15 protein-coding genes are annotated in these 15,231 nt (G+C 68.6%); 6 read left to right on the top strand and 9 right to left on the bottom strand.

Annotation, left to right across the window (positions count from 1 at the left end):
* Positions 1–18: 18 nt before the first annotated feature.
* The 4 genes from urtA to F1734_RS20590 form a co-directional block, all read right to left on the bottom strand.
* Positions 19–1,287 (bottom strand): urea ABC transporter substrate-binding protein, encoded by a 1,269-nt coding sequence (gene urtA, locus F1734_RS20605; RefSeq protein WP_040270797.1) that lies wholly within the window; start codon positions 1,285–1,287, stop codon positions 19–21.
* Positions 1,288–1,471: 184 nt separating this feature from the next.
* Positions 1,472–2,458, bottom strand: a complete 987-nt coding sequence (locus tag F1734_RS20600; RefSeq protein ID WP_238423990.1) for a hypothetical protein — start codon at positions 2,456–2,458, stop codon at positions 1,472–1,474.
* 159 nt (positions 2,459–2,617) lie between these two features.
* Positions 2,618–4,030, bottom strand: a complete 1,413-nt coding sequence (ramB, locus tag F1734_RS20595; protein WP_017681246.1) for an acetate metabolism transcriptional regulator RamB — start codon at positions 4,028–4,030, stop codon at positions 2,618–2,620.
* A 51-nt stretch (positions 4,031–4,081) separates the two neighbouring features.
* A complete protein-coding gene (locus F1734_RS20590; protein WP_010592174.1) occupies positions 4,082–5,236 on the bottom strand; it encodes a globin domain-containing protein in 1,155 nt (384 codons plus the stop codon).
* A 532-nt stretch (positions 5,237–5,768) separates the two neighbouring features.
* Here F1734_RS20590 and aceA point away from each other — a divergent pair.
* The 5 genes from aceA (at position 5,769) to F1734_RS20565 (ending at position 11,911) form a co-directional block, all read left to right on the top strand.
* A complete protein-coding gene (gene aceA, locus F1734_RS20585; protein ID WP_010592173.1) occupies positions 5,769–7,058 on the top strand; it encodes an isocitrate lyase in 1,290 nt (429 codons plus the stop codon).
* Between the two features lie 117 nt (positions 7,059–7,175).
* Positions 7,176–8,072, top strand: coding sequence for a 3-hydroxybutyryl-CoA dehydrogenase (locus tag F1734_RS20580; protein WP_203010988.1), 897 nt, complete (start codon positions 7,176–7,178; stop codon positions 8,070–8,072).
* A 108-nt stretch (positions 8,073–8,180) separates the two neighbouring features.
* A complete protein-coding gene (gene metE / locus F1734_RS20575; RefSeq protein WP_010592172.1) occupies positions 8,181–10,466 on the top strand; it encodes a 5-methyltetrahydropteroyltriglutamate--homocysteine S-methyltransferase in 2,286 nt (761 codons plus the stop codon).
* Positions 10,467–10,534: 68 nt separating this feature from the next.
* Positions 10,535–11,575 (top strand): NAD(P)-dependent alcohol dehydrogenase, encoded by a 1,041-nt coding sequence (locus tag F1734_RS20570; protein ID WP_203010987.1) that lies wholly within the window; start codon positions 10,535–10,537, stop codon positions 11,573–11,575.
* Between the two features lie 69 nt (positions 11,576–11,644).
* On the top strand, positions 11,645–11,911 hold the full coding sequence (locus F1734_RS20565; protein WP_010592170.1) for a DUF4235 domain-containing protein: 267 nt from the start codon (positions 11,645–11,647) through the stop codon (positions 11,909–11,911).
* Between the two features lie 29 nt (positions 11,912–11,940).
* On the opposite strand, the gene F1734_RS20560 is transcribed toward F1734_RS20565, so the two are convergent.
* Complete coding sequence (locus F1734_RS20560; RefSeq protein ID WP_119699950.1) at positions 11,941–12,738, bottom strand: SigB/SigF/SigG family RNA polymerase sigma factor; 798 nt, start codon at positions 12,736–12,738, stop codon at positions 11,941–11,943.
* Complete coding sequence (locus F1734_RS20555) at positions 12,735–13,166, bottom strand: ATP-binding protein (RefSeq protein ID WP_010592168.1); 432 nt, start codon at positions 13,164–13,166, stop codon at positions 12,735–12,737. Before F1734_RS20555 ends, F1734_RS20560 begins: the two co-directional genes overlap by 4 nt.
* Before the next feature lie 281 nt (positions 13,167–13,447).
* Between F1734_RS20555 and F1734_RS20550 the strand changes: the two genes are divergently transcribed.
* Positions 13,448–13,867: an STAS domain-containing protein gene (locus F1734_RS20550; RefSeq protein WP_010592167.1), complete on the top strand. Its 420-nt coding sequence runs from the start codon at positions 13,448–13,450 to the stop codon at positions 13,865–13,867.
* A gap of 64 nt (positions 13,868–13,931) precedes the next feature.
* On the opposite strand, the gene F1734_RS20545 is transcribed toward F1734_RS20550, so the two are convergent.
* The 3 genes from F1734_RS20545 to F1734_RS20535 form a co-directional block, all read right to left on the bottom strand.
* The gene (locus F1734_RS20545) at positions 13,932–14,393 is read right to left on the bottom strand and encodes a DUF4383 domain-containing protein (protein WP_010592166.1); all 462 of its coding nucleotides are present in this window, start codon (positions 14,391–14,393) and stop codon (positions 13,932–13,934) included.
* Positions 14,394–14,491: 98 nt separating this feature from the next.
* Positions 14,492–14,854 carry a hypothetical protein gene (locus F1734_RS20540; RefSeq protein ID WP_026137879.1) on the bottom strand — a complete coding sequence of 121 codons (363 nt, stop codon included), beginning with the start codon at positions 14,852–14,854 and terminating at the stop codon, positions 14,492–14,494.
* Between the two features lie 9 nt (positions 14,855–14,863).
* The gene (locus tag F1734_RS20535; protein WP_010592164.1) at positions 14,864–15,097 is read right to left on the bottom strand and encodes a hypothetical protein; all 234 of its coding nucleotides are present in this window, start codon (positions 15,095–15,097) and stop codon (positions 14,864–14,866) included.
* Positions 15,098–15,231 lie beyond the last annotated feature (134 nt).

Raw genomic sequence — 15,231 nt, 5'->3', positions numbered from 1 at the left:
GCTTCCCGGTCACGATGGTCAGCTGCCGGACAGGCCGGCGGCCCAGTCGTAGCTCTCGAGGTACGGGTCCGGCTCGATCGCCCCGTTCGACTCCCACACCGTGTAGATCAGTCCGTCGCCCCGGATCTCGCCGATGCGGGCCGTCTTGGTGATGTGGTGGTTGTCCCCGTCGATCGTGACGGTGCCCTCCGGCGCGTCGAACGAGACGCCGTCGGCCGCGGCCTGCACGTCGGCGACGGCGAACGAGTCCGCCTTCTCGACGGTGTTCTTCCACAGGTACACCGACGCGTACGCGGCCTCCATCGGGTCGGAGGTGGGCTTGTTCGCACCGTACTTCGCCTTGTACGCATCGACGAACGCCGTGTTCTCGGGACCGCCCACGGTCTGGTAGTAGTTCCAGGCCGTGAGCTGGCCGGTGATGTTCTGCGCGCCGATTCCGACCACTTCCTCCTCGGCGATCGACACCGAGATCACCGGCATGTCGGCGGCGGTGAGGCCGACGTTGGAGTACTCGCGGAAGAACGCGACGTTCGAGTCGCCGTTGAGGGTGTTGAACACCGCGTCCGCGTCGGCGGTGCGGACCTTGTTGACGATCGTGGAGAAGTCGGTGGATCCGAGTGGGGTGTAGTCCTCACCCTTGATCTCGATGCCGTTGGCCTCGGCGTACGCGCGGATGATGCGGTTCGCGGTCTGCGGGAAGACGTAGTCGCTGCCCACGAGGTAGAGGGACTCGACGCCCTTCTCCTTCAGGTAGTCCAGCGCCGGCACGATCTGCTGGTTGGTGGTGGCGCCGGTGTAGAAGATGTTCGGCGACGACTCGAGGCCCTCGTATTGCACGGGGTAGTACAGCAGCGAGTTCAGGTCCTCGAACACCGGCAGCATCGCCTTGCGGCTCGACGACGTCCACCCGCCGAACACCGCGGCCACGCAGTCGGAGCTGATCAGCTTCTCGGCCTTCTCGGCGAACACCGTCGGCTCCGACGCGCCGTCCTCGGCCACGATCCGGATCTGCTTGCCGAGAACGCCGCCGTTCGCGTTGATCTCCTCGACGGCCAGCGCGATCGAATCGCGCACCGTGACCTCGGAGATCGCCATGGTGCCGGACAGCGAGTTCAGCGAACCGACCTTGATCGTGTCCCCGGAGGTGTCGACGCACGAGGCGGACCCGGCGGCGTCGGTACTGTCGGTGGCCTTGCTGCCGCAGGCGCTGAGCACGAGGCCGACGGCGGCCAGCGCGACCGGCGCGGCGACGGCGCGCCTGGCGAACGTGGATGTGGCAACTGGCATGGAGGTGCCCTTCGTCGAAGGTGGGAACCGGACGGGGCCCGGTGTATCCGGGCTGCGTATACAGCGCTGTATCCGTGGGTCCGAAGAGTAGGCGGCCGGTGTTGCGTCGGAATGTCTCGCGGTGACGAGTTCATGACGCGTGTTACGACCTCGTTGCCGAACGCGCACACCCCGAGGTAGCACCTTATCCGCACCACGAATAGCCGTCCGCGCCGGCAATTGCCGATGCGGATGCCTGGGAGTTTCGCGGCTGTTCGCAGCGACGCGATCGGGCGATGGCCCGTTCGAAGCGGGCGACGACGGTCGGGAACCGGAACAGCTCCGCCCACGTCCAGCGGACCACCTCGAAGCCGAGGTCTCGCAGCGCATCCTCGCGCAGCTTCTCGCGCCGCACCGTTTCGGCGGTGGCTCCGGGGTCGCCGGTCCCGTACTTGCCCATGCCGTCGAACTCGCCGACGATCCCGGTCTCTTCCCAGAAGAAGTCGGTCCGCGCGACGAATCGGCCCTCGCTCGTCCGGACTTCGTGCTGGAGCGCCGGGGCCGGCATTCCGGCCTGGTGGATGCGGAGCCGGCTGATCGATTCGCCGGGACTCTCGCTGCGACCGTCCAGGAACGGGACGATGCGCCGTGCCGCGGCGATTCCCGTCCGCGCCCCGGCCCGGTGAAGTGCGGCGGCCAGCGCCGGCCGCAGGCCGGGATGCCCGCGCAACGCGGAGTCCCCCGCCACCACGGCCTCCTCGGCGGTGACCGTGCGCGAGAGGTCCACGACCGTCCGCGCAGCCGAGGTGACGCGGATCCCCTCCACGGTCTCGACTTCGTCGTGGGGGAGGGCCGCGGCGTGGACGTGCTGACGCGGAGTACGTCGACCGCCCGACGCGCGATCGCGGGTGAGGTGGATGCGGGACAGGTCGGTGCGCCAGACCGCGAAGCCGTGGACGACGGCGGCCGAGACGTGGCTGATCGCAGCGCCCTCGTGCAACCGCGCTGCGCCCGACCGGATCCGCAGCACGTGGCGTGCCGCGTCGTCGAGTTGCCCGGCGTCCTCACGCTCGAGGTACACGCCGGGCACGATGCGTTCGAGACGACCCGTACGGATTCCTCGGCGTAATTCGGCGTCGGTGATCCCGGTTGCGAGGACGGCAGGACGCAGCAGTGGCGTGGGTTCGCTCATACGGGGAGCGTGCCCGAATACCGGCGCTGCGTCCGCGAGCCGCGGGCGTGAGGTGGAGATCTGTGGATGAATCGTCCGCCTGTGGACAGAGTATCCGCGAACGTCGCAGTCAGCCGCGCACGCAATTGCTTTCGCGCACGGCGAATACGTGCGCGGGTGTTACTTGATGAGGTAGGGGGACACCGAGCTCTGGTGCTCGTTGATGACGAGTTCCTTGCCCAGCGGGGGGAATGCGCGCTGCGGGCAGTTCAGACGCTCGCACACTCGGCAGCCGGAACCGATGGGGGTACCCGGGTTGGCGTCGCTGAGGTCGAGTCCGTCGGCGTAGACGAGGCGGTGGGCGTGGCGCAGTTCGCAGCCGAGGCCGATCGCGAAGGTCTTCGACGGCTGCCCGTAGCGGGCGGCGCGGCGTTCGACCGTGCGCGCGACCCACAGGTAGCGACGTCCGTCGGGCATCTGGGCGAGCTGGGTCATGATCTTGCCCGGGTACGCGAACGTCTCGTACACGTTCCACAGGGGACAGGTGCCGCCGCTGGTGGAGAAGTGGAAGCCGGTGGCGGACTGGCGTTTGGACATGTTGCCCGCCCGGTCCACGCGGACGAACGAGAACGGCACGCCGCGCAGCTTCGGCCGCTGCAGGGTCGACAGCCGGTGGGCGATGGTCTCGTAGCTGACCGCGTAGAAGGCGGAGAGCCGCTCGACGTCGTATCGGAAGTCCTCGGCCATCTCGTGGAACTGCGCGTACGGCAGCATGATCGCCGCGGCGAAGTAGTTGGCGAGGCCGTGGCGGGCCAGGGCGAGGGAGGCCTCGCTGGTGAACGCGCCCTCGGCGACCAGCTTCTCGATCAGCTCTCCGCACTCGAGGTAGGCGAGCTCGGTGGCGAGCTTGAACACCTGCTGGCCGCCCGACAGTCGCGCGGAGATCTCGAGGGTGCGCGTGGCGGGGTCGAACCGGTGCAGGACGTTCTCGCCGAGGTCGACGCGACGGACGAGCTGCACGTCGTGCACCGTCTCCATGCGCTTGATGATGCCGCCGGAGATGTCGCCGCGATGGAAGCGGATCCGGGTGGCGAGTTCCTCGGCGGCGGTGTCGAGGTCGTGCAGGTAGTTCTGCCGCTGGTAGAAGTAGTCGCGGACCTCCTCGTGCGGCATGGTGATGGTGCCGGTGCCGCTGCCGTCGCTGTACCGGTCCTCGGTGGCGGCGGCGAGTTGCGCGGTGGTGTTGCGGAATCGCCGGTGCATGTTGACCATGGCCCGTGCCAGCCCGGGGTGGGCCGACACCATCGCGGCGATCTCCTGGGCGTCGGCGTCGATGCCCATCTCCTGGTCGAGAGCCACCTCTCGCATCTCGGCGATGAGCCGGGTGTCGTCCTGGGACGAGAAGAACGTGGTGTCGACCCCGAAGACCTCGCTGATGCGCAGCAGGACCGGAACCGTGAGCGGCCGCACGTCGTGCTCGATCTGGTTGAGGTAGCTGGCCGAGATCTCCAGGGTCTTGGCCAGTGCTGCCTGGCTCAGTCCCCGCTCGGTCCGCAGCTGGCGCAGGCGGGCGCCGACGAACGTCTTTGGCATCACCCCAGCGTACGAGCGTCTACACAGCTTTGCAACGGCGGATTCGCAACGTTAGCTCTCCTCGAGTCCCAGCCAGGATCCGGGCGCGAAGGCCTCGTAGTGGACGGCGTCGGGCGACACCCCCGCAGCGAGCAGCGTCTGCCGGATCGACCGCATGAACGGGACCGGACCGCACACGTAGACCTGCGGGTCGGCCGGCAACTCGACCCCGTCGAGCGGGGAGTGGCCGTCCTCGCGGAGTTCCTCGAACTCGGAGTAGCGGGTCTGCATGCGGGCCCGCGGCAGGCGATCGACCAGGGCCTGCGTCTCCGCGCGGCGGGCATGGTCGTAGGGGGAGCGGTCGACGTGCACGACGAGAACCTCGCGCTCGGATCGGTGCGCCGCCAGGTGCTGCAGCGCCGCGAGCGTCGGGGTGATGCCGATGCCGGCCGAGATCAGCACCAGGGGATCGTCGCCGTCCTCGACGACGAGACTGCCGAACGGATGGGAGACGACGAGTTCGGTGCCGATGCCGACGCCCCCGGCGAGGAACGGGGAGACGATCCCGCCCCGGACCCGCTTGACGGTGACGGCCCACTCGCCCGGGACGTGGCTGCGCACGAGGGTGTACTGGCGGATCTGGCGGGTGCCGTCACCCAGCGTGGTGGCGACGGAGATGTACTGTCCGGGAAGGAAATCCGGCAGCGGGGTGCCGTCGGGGGAGCGCAGCGTCAGCGTCGCGACCTCGGCGCCGTCGAACTGGACGTCGCTGACCACGACGACGCGCCAGATCTGACCGGGCCGGACCCCGGCCTTGTCGTAGAGGGCTGCCTCCTGCTCGATGAGCGAGTTGGCCATCAACGTGTAGACCTCGCGCCAGGCCGCGGCGACCTCGGGGGTGACCGCGTCGCCGAGCACCTCGGCGATCGCGGCGAACAGCTGGTGCCGCACCACCTCGTAGTGGGGCGCCTGGACGCCGAGCGAAGCATGCTTGGCGGCGATCCGGGCCATGATCGCGTCGATGTCCGCGGCGTCCTCGGTGACCAGGAGCGTCGCGAACGCGGCGACCGAGCTGGCGAGTGCCTTCTGCTGCTCCCGGTTCTCCTGGTTGGTGCGGTTGAACAGGTCGGTCCGCAGCGAAGGCGCGGCCGCGAAGAGCTTGTCGTAGAACAGTTCGGAGATCCGGCCGATATGGGCGCCGACGATCGGCAGGGTGGCCTCGATCACCGGCTTCGATGTGGCGGAAAGGATGGCGCCCTCCTCGACTCGTGTGCGAGTGGGGAGTGGGCACGCCCGATCGGCGTGACCGGCCCCGACTGATCAACGCGCACATGGTAGACGAGCGATCTCTAGCCCCCCACCGATTCGACCGGCGCGACTTCCCGATTTGCCGGAGTGCCTCTTGTGAGACTGATCACAATCGCGACGGCATCCCTTGCTCCTGTGGCTGGTGGGCTCGCGTTCGGGGGTTTCGTGACCCGCGCCCGGCCGAGGCGCCGGCGCGGACAATGCCGAGGTAGTTGCTACCGGCGGGTAGCTCGGGGCTCGGCGGCCGCGTTCGTTGGACGCCCCGAACATTTACAACCTTTGCAAGGGTGTGGGAAAACCTAGCGAAGATTGGCATTAGCAACAGGTAGACGGCACTTTCCGGGTGTGTCATTGTCGAGTGGTACATCCGAAAGGTCCGCGAAGGATGTGAAGTAGTACGCACGTACTGCAGAGCTTCCGGCGCGGATCAGATCTAGAGAGTGGAGCTTAGATGTCGACCACCGGCACCCCGAGGACCGCTGAGGAAATCCAGAAGGATTGGGACACCAACCCGCGCTGGAAGGGGATCACCCGCAACTACACGGCCGAGCAGGTCGCGAAGCTGCAGGGCACCGTCGTCGAGGAAGCCACCCTCGCCCGCCGCGGCTCGGAGATTCTGTGGGACCTCGTGAACAACGAGGACTACATCAACTCGCTGGGCGCCCTCACCGGCAACCAGGCCGTGCAGCAGGTCCGCGCCGGCCTCAAGGCCATCTACCTGTCCGGCTGGCAGGTCGCCGGCGACGCGAACCTGTCCGGCCACACCTACCCGGACCAGTCGCTGTACCCGGCGAACTCGGTGCCGCAGGTCGTCCGCCGCATCAACAACGCGCTGCTGCGCGCCGACGAGATCGCCAAGATCGAGGGCGACACCTCCGTCGAGAACTGGCTCGCCCCGATCGTCGCCGACGGTGAGGCCGGCTTCGGTGGCGCGCTCAACGTCTACGAGCTGCAGAAGGCGATGATCGCGGCCGGTGTCGCCGGTTCGCACTGGGAGGACCAGCTCGCGTCGGAGAAGAAGTGCGGCCACCTCGGTGGCAAGGTGCTCATCCCGACCCAGCAGCACATCCGCACCCTGACCTCGGCTCGCCTCGCGGCCGACGTCGCCGACGTCCCGACGGTCGTCATCGCCCGCACCGACGCCGAGGCCGCCACGCTGCTGACCTCCGACGTCGACGAGCGTGACCGCGAGTTCCTCGACGGCACCCGCACCGCCGAAGGCTTCTACGGCGTCAAGAACGGGATCGAGCCCTGCATCGCGCGCGCCAAGGCGTACGCGCCGTACTCCGATCTGATCTGGATGGAGACCGGCGTGCCGGACCTCGAGGTCGCCAAGAAGTTCGCCGAGGCCGTCCGTGGCGAGTTCCCGGACCAGCTGCTGGCCTACAACTGCTCGCCGTCCTTCAACTGGAAGGCGCACCTGGACGACGCGACCATCGCGAAGTTCCAGAAGGAGCTCGGCGCGATGGGCTTCAAGTTCCAGTTCATCACCCTCGCCGGCTTCCACTCGCTGAACTACGGCATGTTCGACCTGGCCCACGGCTACGCCCGCCAGGGCATGACCGCCTTCGTCGACCTGCAGGAGCGCGAGTTCAAGGCGGCCGAGGAGCGCGGCTTCACCGCCATCAAGCACCAGCGTGAGGTCGGCGCCGGCTACTTCGACGCCATCGCCACCACCGTCGACCCGAACACCTCCACGGCTGCCCTGAAGGGCTCCACCGAGGAGGGCCAGTTCCACTAGGAACCGGCAACGGATGCAGGCGCGGCGGGATCTCGGACGACCAGGTCCCGCCGCGGCCGTATCCACCCTCTGTCGAAAACCACCTTCACGACCCCCACATGACGAGTAGGAGCTGACGTGACCAGCGAAAAGATTCAGCGCGTCGGCGTGATCGGCGCCGGGATGATGGGCGCAGGTATCGCCGAGGTGTGCGCGCGCGCTCATGTCGACGTACTTGTGTACGAGCAGACCCGCGAGCTCGCGGCTGCCGGGCGTGCCCGCATCCTCCGGTCCCTCGACCGCGGTGTCAGCAGCGGCAAGATCACCGAACGGGAGCGTGAGCAGGCCGCCTGGCGGCTGCGCTTCACCTCCGACCTCGGCGACTTCGCCGATCGCCAGCTCGTCGTGGAGGCGGTCGTCGAGGACGAGAAGGTCAAGGCCGAGATCTTCGCGGAACTCGACAAGATCGTCACGGATCCGAATGCGGTGCTGGCGTCCAGCACCTCGTCGATCCCGATCATGAAGCTGGGCATCGCCACCACCCGGCCCGAGCGGGTCATCGGCATGCACTTCTTCAACCCGGTTCCGGTGCTGCCGCTGGTCGAGCTCGTCACCACGCTCAAGACCAGCCCCGCGGTCTCCCAGCGCGCGGAGGCCTTCGCCTCCGAGGTGCTCGGCAAGCAGGTCGTCCGGTCCTCCGACCGGGCCGGCTTCATCGCCAACGCGCTGCTCGTGCCCTACCTGCTGTCGGCGATCCGGATGGTCGAATCCGGCTTCGCCACCAAGGAGGACATCGACAAGGCGATGGTTCTCGGATGTGCGCACCCGATGGGTCCGCTCGCCCTGACCGACCTGGTGGGTCTGGACACGGTCAAGTCGATCGCCGACTCGATGTACGGGGAGTTCAAGGAGCCGCTCTACTCGGCTCCGCCGCTCCTGCTGCGTATGGTCGAGGCGGGCCTCGTCGGCAAGAAGTCGGGCGCCGGCTTCTACGAGTATGCCGACAACGGTCGTGCCGCCAAGAAAGTCAGCTAGGTAGGTAGCACCACACCGCATCTCGGCGCCCGTGTGCCGACAGCACAGCCGTTGCGCTGGCTGTCGGGGCACGGGCGCGAGGTGCATCGAGGGAAAGGTCGACCCCTGATGGCCAGCAATGCAGACGGATACGGCTCCAGCATTCTCGGGTATCCGCGCATCGGACCCCGCCGTGAGCTCAAGCGTGCGCTCGAGGCCTACTGGCACGGGACCGGCACGCGCGACGAGCTCGTCGCCGTGGCCCGCGAGATCCAGGAGTCCACCTGGAGCGAACTCGCCGCCACCGGACTCACCCAGGTGCCGGGCAACACGTTCTCCTACTACGATCACGTGCTCGACAACGCACTGCTGTTCGGTGCGATCCCCGAGCGGTTCCGTCCGCTCGTCGGCGAGCTCGATCCGCTCGACTTCTACTTCACGCTGTGCCGGGGCCGTGAGGACTTCCCGCCGCTCGAGCTGGTCCGCTGGTTCGGCAGCAACTACCACTACCGGCAGCCCGAGCTCGACGAGACCACCACCTTCGCGTTGAACTCGGCGGCGGTCCTCGACGAGTTCGAGCGCGCCAAGGCCCGTGGCATCGAGCTGCGGCCGGTCGTGCTCGGCCCGATGTCCCTGCTGCTGCTGTCCAAGGTCTCGGAGACGTCGGAGCAGGACGGGTTCTCCACGCTCGATCTGCTCGACCGGCTGCTGCCGGAATACGAGAAGCTGTTCGCGGAGCTCGCGCGCGCCGGCGCCTGGTGCGTGCAGCTCGACGAGCCGTCCTTCACCGAGGATCGCACCCCGCAGGAGCTCGAGGCGTTCGCGCGCGCCTACGACACCCTCTCCCACGCACCGCTGCGCCCGCGCCTGCTCGTCACCGGTCCCTACGGTCACCTCGGCGAGGCGCTGCCCCTCCTCGCTGCCACCAAGGTCGAGGCCATCGGTCTCGACCTGGTCAACGGCCGGATGAGCGCGGAGGAGCTGGCCGCGGTGCCGGGACTCAAGCGCAAACGCATCTACGCCGGGGTCGTCGACGGCCGCAACGTGTGGAAGGCCGACCGGCACCGCACGCTCGAATACCTGAGCAGCCTCGCCGCCGTGGCGCCCGACCTGGTGGTCTCCACGTCGTGCTCGCTGCTGCACGTGCCCTACGACGTGCTCGCCGAGTACGACATCCCGGGCGACGTGGCGGACCGGCTGGCGTTCGCCAAGCAGAAGGTGGGAGAGGTGGTCTCGCTCGCCAAGGCGCTGACCACCGGGGCGGAGGAGCGGTGGCGCAAGCCGCCGACCTCGGTGCACTTCAAGCAGAAGCACACGATCCGCGCGCGCGTCAACGCCCTGCGACCCGAACACCGCCGCCGGGTCCCGTACGAGGAGCGCCGCGCCGCGCAGCAGGAGCGCCTGAAGCTGCCCCCGGTGCCGGCGACCACACTGGGGTCGTTCCCGCAGACGGCCGAGGTCCGCAAGGCTCGCTACGAGCTGGGCGAGGGCCGCATGTCGTGGGACGACTACGTCAAGCGCATCCAGGAGGAGATCGAGTCCACCATCCGGTTGCAGGAGGACATCGGTCTCGACGTGCTCGTCCACGGCGAGCACGAGCGCAACGACATGATCCAGTACTTCGCCGAACTGCTCGAGGGCTTCGCCACGACGCACTTCGGCTGGGTGCAGGCCTACGGTTCGCGGTGCACGCGTCCGCCGATCCTCTACGGCGACATCGTGCGGCCGAAGCCGATGACGGTGGAATGGATCGCGTTCGCACAGTCGCTGACCGACAAGCCGGTCAAGGGCATGCTCACCGGCCCGGTCACGATGCTGGCACGGTCGTACGTGCGGCAGGACCAGCCGCTGCACGAGACGGCCGACCAGCTGGCGCTGGCGATCCGCGACGAGATCGCCGATCTCGAGCGGGCCGGCATCGCGATCATCCAGGTCGACGAGCCCGCGATCCGGGAACTGCTGCCCTTGCGGCAGGACGGCCGGGCCGAGTACCTGGACTGGGCGGTCGACGCATTCCGGCTCGCGACCGGCGGCGCCAAGCCCGAGACGCAGATCCACACGCACCTGACCTACTCCGGTCAGGCGTCGGTGGTCGACGCGATCGCACGGCTCGACGCGGACGTCACGGCGATCGTCGCGACCCGTTCGATCCGCTGGGTGCTCGAGGCCATCAAGGACAAGGCGCTCACCCACGGTGTCGGGCCCGGGGTCTACGAGAGCCGATCGGCACGCATTCCCGACATCGACGAACTCGACGAATTGCTCAGCACCGCTGCGGAGTCCGTCGAACTCGACCGGTTGTGGGCCAATCCGGACGGTGGGCTCAAGACCCGGCACTACTGGCAGCTCGAGCCGTCGCTGCGCAACCTGGTCGCCGCCGCACGTCGACTGCGGCGCCGGGCCGCCGGACGGTAACCGCCGGCGCGCACCCGCGAGCAGCCCCGCGGGTGCGCGTCGTCGCGCCGGCAGGTAGGCATGAACGCATGACTACCGTTGCTGCGTACGCCGCCACCGCGGCGGACGCTCCCGTCGTCAAGACCACCATCGAGCGGCGCGAGCTCGGTCCCCTCGACGTGCTCGTCGAGATCCGGTACGCCGGGATCTGCCATTCCGACATCCACACCGCCCGCAACGAATGGGGCGGCACCCGTTACCCGGTCGTTCCCGGTCACGAGATCGTCGGGGTGGTGAGCGCTGTCGGCGCCGAGGTCACCAGGCATGCGGTCGGCGACCGGGTCGGTGTCGGCTGCTTCGTCGACTCGTGCCTCGAGTGTGAGGCGTGTACCAGCGGCGACGAGCAGTACTGCGCCGGCCGGGTCACCGGCACCTACAACGCGGTCGGCCGCGACGGCGAGGTGACCCAGGGCGGATACTCCACCCATATCGTCGTCACCGAACACTTCGTCCTGAAGATCCCCGACGGCCTCGAGCTCGATGCGGCGGCGCCGCTGCTCTGCGCGGGCATCACCCTGTACTCCCCGCTCCGGCACTGGGGCGCCGGGCCGGGCAGGAAGGTCGCCGTCATCGGCATGGGCGGTCTCGGTCACGTCGGCGTGAAGATCGCCGCGGCGATGGGTGCCGAGGTGACCGTGCTGGGGCATTCACTGGCCAAGCGGGAGGACGGGCTGCGCTTCGGGGCCGTGGACTACCGCGCCACGACCGATCCGCAGACCTTCGTGGATCTGCGGGGCACGTTCGACCTGATCGTCAACACCGTGTCGGTGAACCTCGACATGGATGCCTACCTGTCGATGCTCGCCCGCAACGGCACCCTCGTCGAGTTGGGTCTGCCCGAACACCCCATCACGGTCCGGGCGTTCTCGCTCGCCCGGAACCGCCGCAGTCTCGCCGGCTCCATGGTCGGCGGGATCCCGCAGACGCAGGAGATGCTCGACTTCTGTGCCGAACACGGGATCGGCGCCGAGATCGAGGTCGTCTCGGCCGACCGGATCGACGAGGCGTACGACCGCGTCGTCGCGAGCGACGTGCGCTACCGATTCGTCATCGACGCCACCACCATCTGAGCCGTCCGGCAGGTGTGAGACCGCGACGGCCGGGTACTCCCGCCTCGTACCTCGACACGTGGAGGAAATGTGAAGAAGGCGTTGTACCGGCCCGTGAGCCTCGTAGTCAGTTCCCTGGCGGGTGTGGCCGCCGGAATGGTGTTCCGGAAGGTGTGGGCGCTCGGTGCCGGCCAGGAGGATCCGCCCGAGGCCATGGACAGCCGCTTCGGGTGGCGTGAGGTGCTGGTCTCCGCCGCCGTGCAGGGTGCGATCTTCGGTGCGGTGAGCGCGGCGGCGAACCGCGCGAGCGCGGTCGGCTTCCGCCGCGTCACCGGCACCTGGCCCGGAAAGGAATGACCCGGGGGACGGGCACGCGACTCGCGGTCCTAGAAGCCCTCGCCCAGTTGTTCACGCAGCTGGGCGAGGGTTTTCGTCAGCAGCCGTGACACGTGCATCTGGGACACGCCGACCCGTTCGGCGATCTGGGTCTGGGTCATGTTCCCGAAGAAGCGCAGCAGCACGACCGTGCGCTCGCGTTCCGGCAGGGCGGCGAGCAGCGGACGCAGCGCTTCGTGGTTCTCCACGTGCGCGAGCGCGGCGTCGTAGTCGCCGAGGGTGTCCGCCAGGGTGACGCCGTCGTCCCCGGCCGGGGCCGGTCGGTCGACCGAGACCGCCTGGTAGGCGTTGCCGGCGACGAGGCCTTCCGCGACCTCTTCGGGATCGAGGCCCAGTTCCGCGGCGAGTTCGGCCGCCGTGGGGGCACGGCCGAGGCGCTGCGACAGCTCCCCGGTCGCCTTGCTCAGCGCCAGGTGCATCTCCTTCATGCGGCGCGGGACGCGCACCGCCCACCCGGCGTCGCGGAAGTGGCGGCGCACCTCGCCCATGATGGTCGGAACCGCGAAGGACACGAAGTCCGAGCCTCGCTCGGGATCGAACCGGTCCACGGCGTTGACCAGGCCGAGGCGGGCGACCTGGAGGAGGTCGTCGAATGCCTCGCCGCGGCCGTCGAATCGGCGGGCGATGTGTTCCGCGAGTGGCAGGCACCGTTCGACCAGGCTGTCCCGCATGGTTCCGCGGGCGGGATCGTCCTCGCCGAGCGTCGTCATCTCCTCGAAAACGGGGATGACGTCGGCGTATTCGTCGGCGGCTCGGCCGCTGCGCCGTTGGGCGCCGGTCCCCGTCACAGAACAGCGCTGCTGTCGGTCAGGGACACGTCGATGGTGGTGACAGACCCCTCGTCGGTCTCGTCCACCTTCACGTCGACGGAGTCGGCGAGCGCATTGAGCACGTGCCATCCGAAGGTCCGCGAGTCCGCCGTCAGTCCGCCGTCGACCGTGAGGGCGGACGCGCTGATCCGCAGTGCGGGCGGCATCGCCTGGAACCGGCACGACAACGTCGCACCTTCCGGAGCGCGGGTGATGAGCCGGGTGCCCGCCTCGTCGATCGCAAGCTTGACGTCGGCCACCGCGTCGAGGTCGAAACCCTGCTGGATGGCGATGGCGGCAGCGACCGCGCGCAGTACGGGAAGCTGGCCTGGTTCTGCGCGTACCCGCAACTCCACTACGGGATGGGTGCGTTCGAGGGCCGGATCGATCGATGCCGTGTTCGCCATGTGTGTTGTATCTCCGTTGCGGCAGGTTGAGGGCCCGGGCGAGCGGGTGTTCCTGGCGAGACTACCCGCGGCGCGGTGTTCTCAATCATGCGGAAGCGGCCCCCGTCCGGACGCATCGGGTCCGGCAGATCGGCTCTTTGCAGTGCCGCAACGGCTGCCGTAGGGTGTCAGTGAGGTTGAGCACACAGCCTGACTCGGAGGTGCCGCATACCTGCGGAGACCGGTGTCGGTGCGGTCCCGCTCTGTCGACGCTTCCATCCTCTTCCGAAGATGGGAAGCTCATGACTGTCGCTACTCAACGCAAAGTCACATCGCTGTGGGTCACCCGTTCGGATCGGTCGTCGACCTTCTTCGCCTCGACCGGTGCCGATTTCTCCACCGAGAGAATCAGTTCCGCTCTCGTCCGGGTCGCTGTGGCGGGCGAACTCGACCTTCGCAACGCTCCCGCGTTGTGCAGCTACGCGGGCGCCCGGCTGCACACCTCGTCGCGTCTGGTGCTCGACCTGTCGGAGGTGGAGTTCTTCGGCTCGGCAGGACTGACCGTGTTCGAGGAACTCGACACCCTGGCCCGGCATCGGAGCTCTCGGTGGGCGCTCGTGGGCGGACGGGCGGTGAACCGGCTGCTGCGGGTGCTCGGCGAACCGGTCCACGCGCATGCCACCCTCGAGAGCGCGATCCACGCCCTCCGAGTGCCGGCCTGATCCGTACTCGCCCTGATGCGCCGACGCGACGTTGCGTCCGAGCACCGGCTCGCTCGACTGCGGATCAGGCAGGTTTCGGGGGCTTCGGGCGACGGTTACCGCGCGGATCGACCGCCAGGACGAGCAACAGCACGCCCAGGGCCAGGTGCAGCCAGTTGTCGGCCGCATTGACCGGCACCACGTTGACACGGCTGTCGTGTCCGACCACCATGCCGAACGCCGACAACGCCAGGTATCCGGCACCACCCGCGATCAGGTAGATGCGCGACGCACGCACCTTGCGGGCGGCCAGGATTCCCACCGCGCCGTAGGCGAGGTGCAGCAGGTTGTGGGCGATCGAGACCCGGAACAGGCCCAGCAGATGGGCGTGCGACTCCTGTCCCGCGAGCGTCATCGAGTCGTACCCGCTGGTCAGGCCGGGCACGAATCCGAGCGCCCCGATGAGGAGAAACACGATGCCGACCGCGAAGGCATAGCCCTGGACCCGGGTGCGCTGCACCCTGGGATACGGACTGGGTCGGATCATCGTTCCTCCATCGGGGTGCGCGGGGCGCTGCGCCCCGGGACGGAGGAATAGCCCGGGCGGGTGTTCCCGAAACACGCCCGGCGGGCGTCCTCGCCGGCTCACCCCGTGACGAGGACGCCGGACGAGATCGTCCCGTACACCAGGGTCAGGATCATCAGCCCCCAGCCCGTGCCGTGCCAGATCGGCCATGTCCCACCCGAGCGCCACACCCGGTAGGTCTGCACGAATGCGCCGACCGCGCCGAGGAGCAGGATCGCCGTGGGGCCGAGGGCCAGGACCAGCCGTGCCGGGTCGGTGCACACGAGGAACTCCTCGTCGGCGCACCGGTCACCGTTCGCGGCGGCCCAGATCACCACCGCCGCCATCAGCAGCAGGGCCGCGACCACGACGACGGCCGCATAGCGCACCGCCGAGCGCGCGGTGCGGGGATCCCGCCATCGCTTCTCCACATCCTGTGTCACACTGTCTCCTCATGCTCGGTCGGTAAGCGCACTCTGCCCCGATTGCCGGGCGCAGTGGGCGCAGCAGAACATGGTGCCGTCGGCTTCGACGCCGTGGCCGAGAATGCGGCAACCGCAGTGCGCGCACTGCGGCGCCATCGCCTGTGCCGCACATTCGAAACTGTCGAATGTGCCGGAGACGTCGCCCCGGGTCACGGTGAAGGTCTTGTCGTAGTCGTTGCCGCACGTATCGCACGTGGTCATCACGGTCCTCCTCTCCGGATGTCCGGTCCTGTGGATCGGGTGCCCGGCGCCCGGACCCCTCAAACTGCTCGTCGTCGCCGGCCCTCCACGCCCGTCGTAACCCGGCCGTTTGGCCGGAGACGGTGCGGGAATTC

This window comes from Rhodococcus ruber, from assembly GCF_016804345.1.
Classification (GTDB): domain Bacteria; phylum Actinomycetota; class Actinomycetes; order Mycobacteriales; family Mycobacteriaceae; genus Rhodococcus; species Rhodococcus ruber.
Note: the sequence above shows the minus strand (reverse complement) of the source record. Positions and strands in the feature narration are given on the sequence as shown.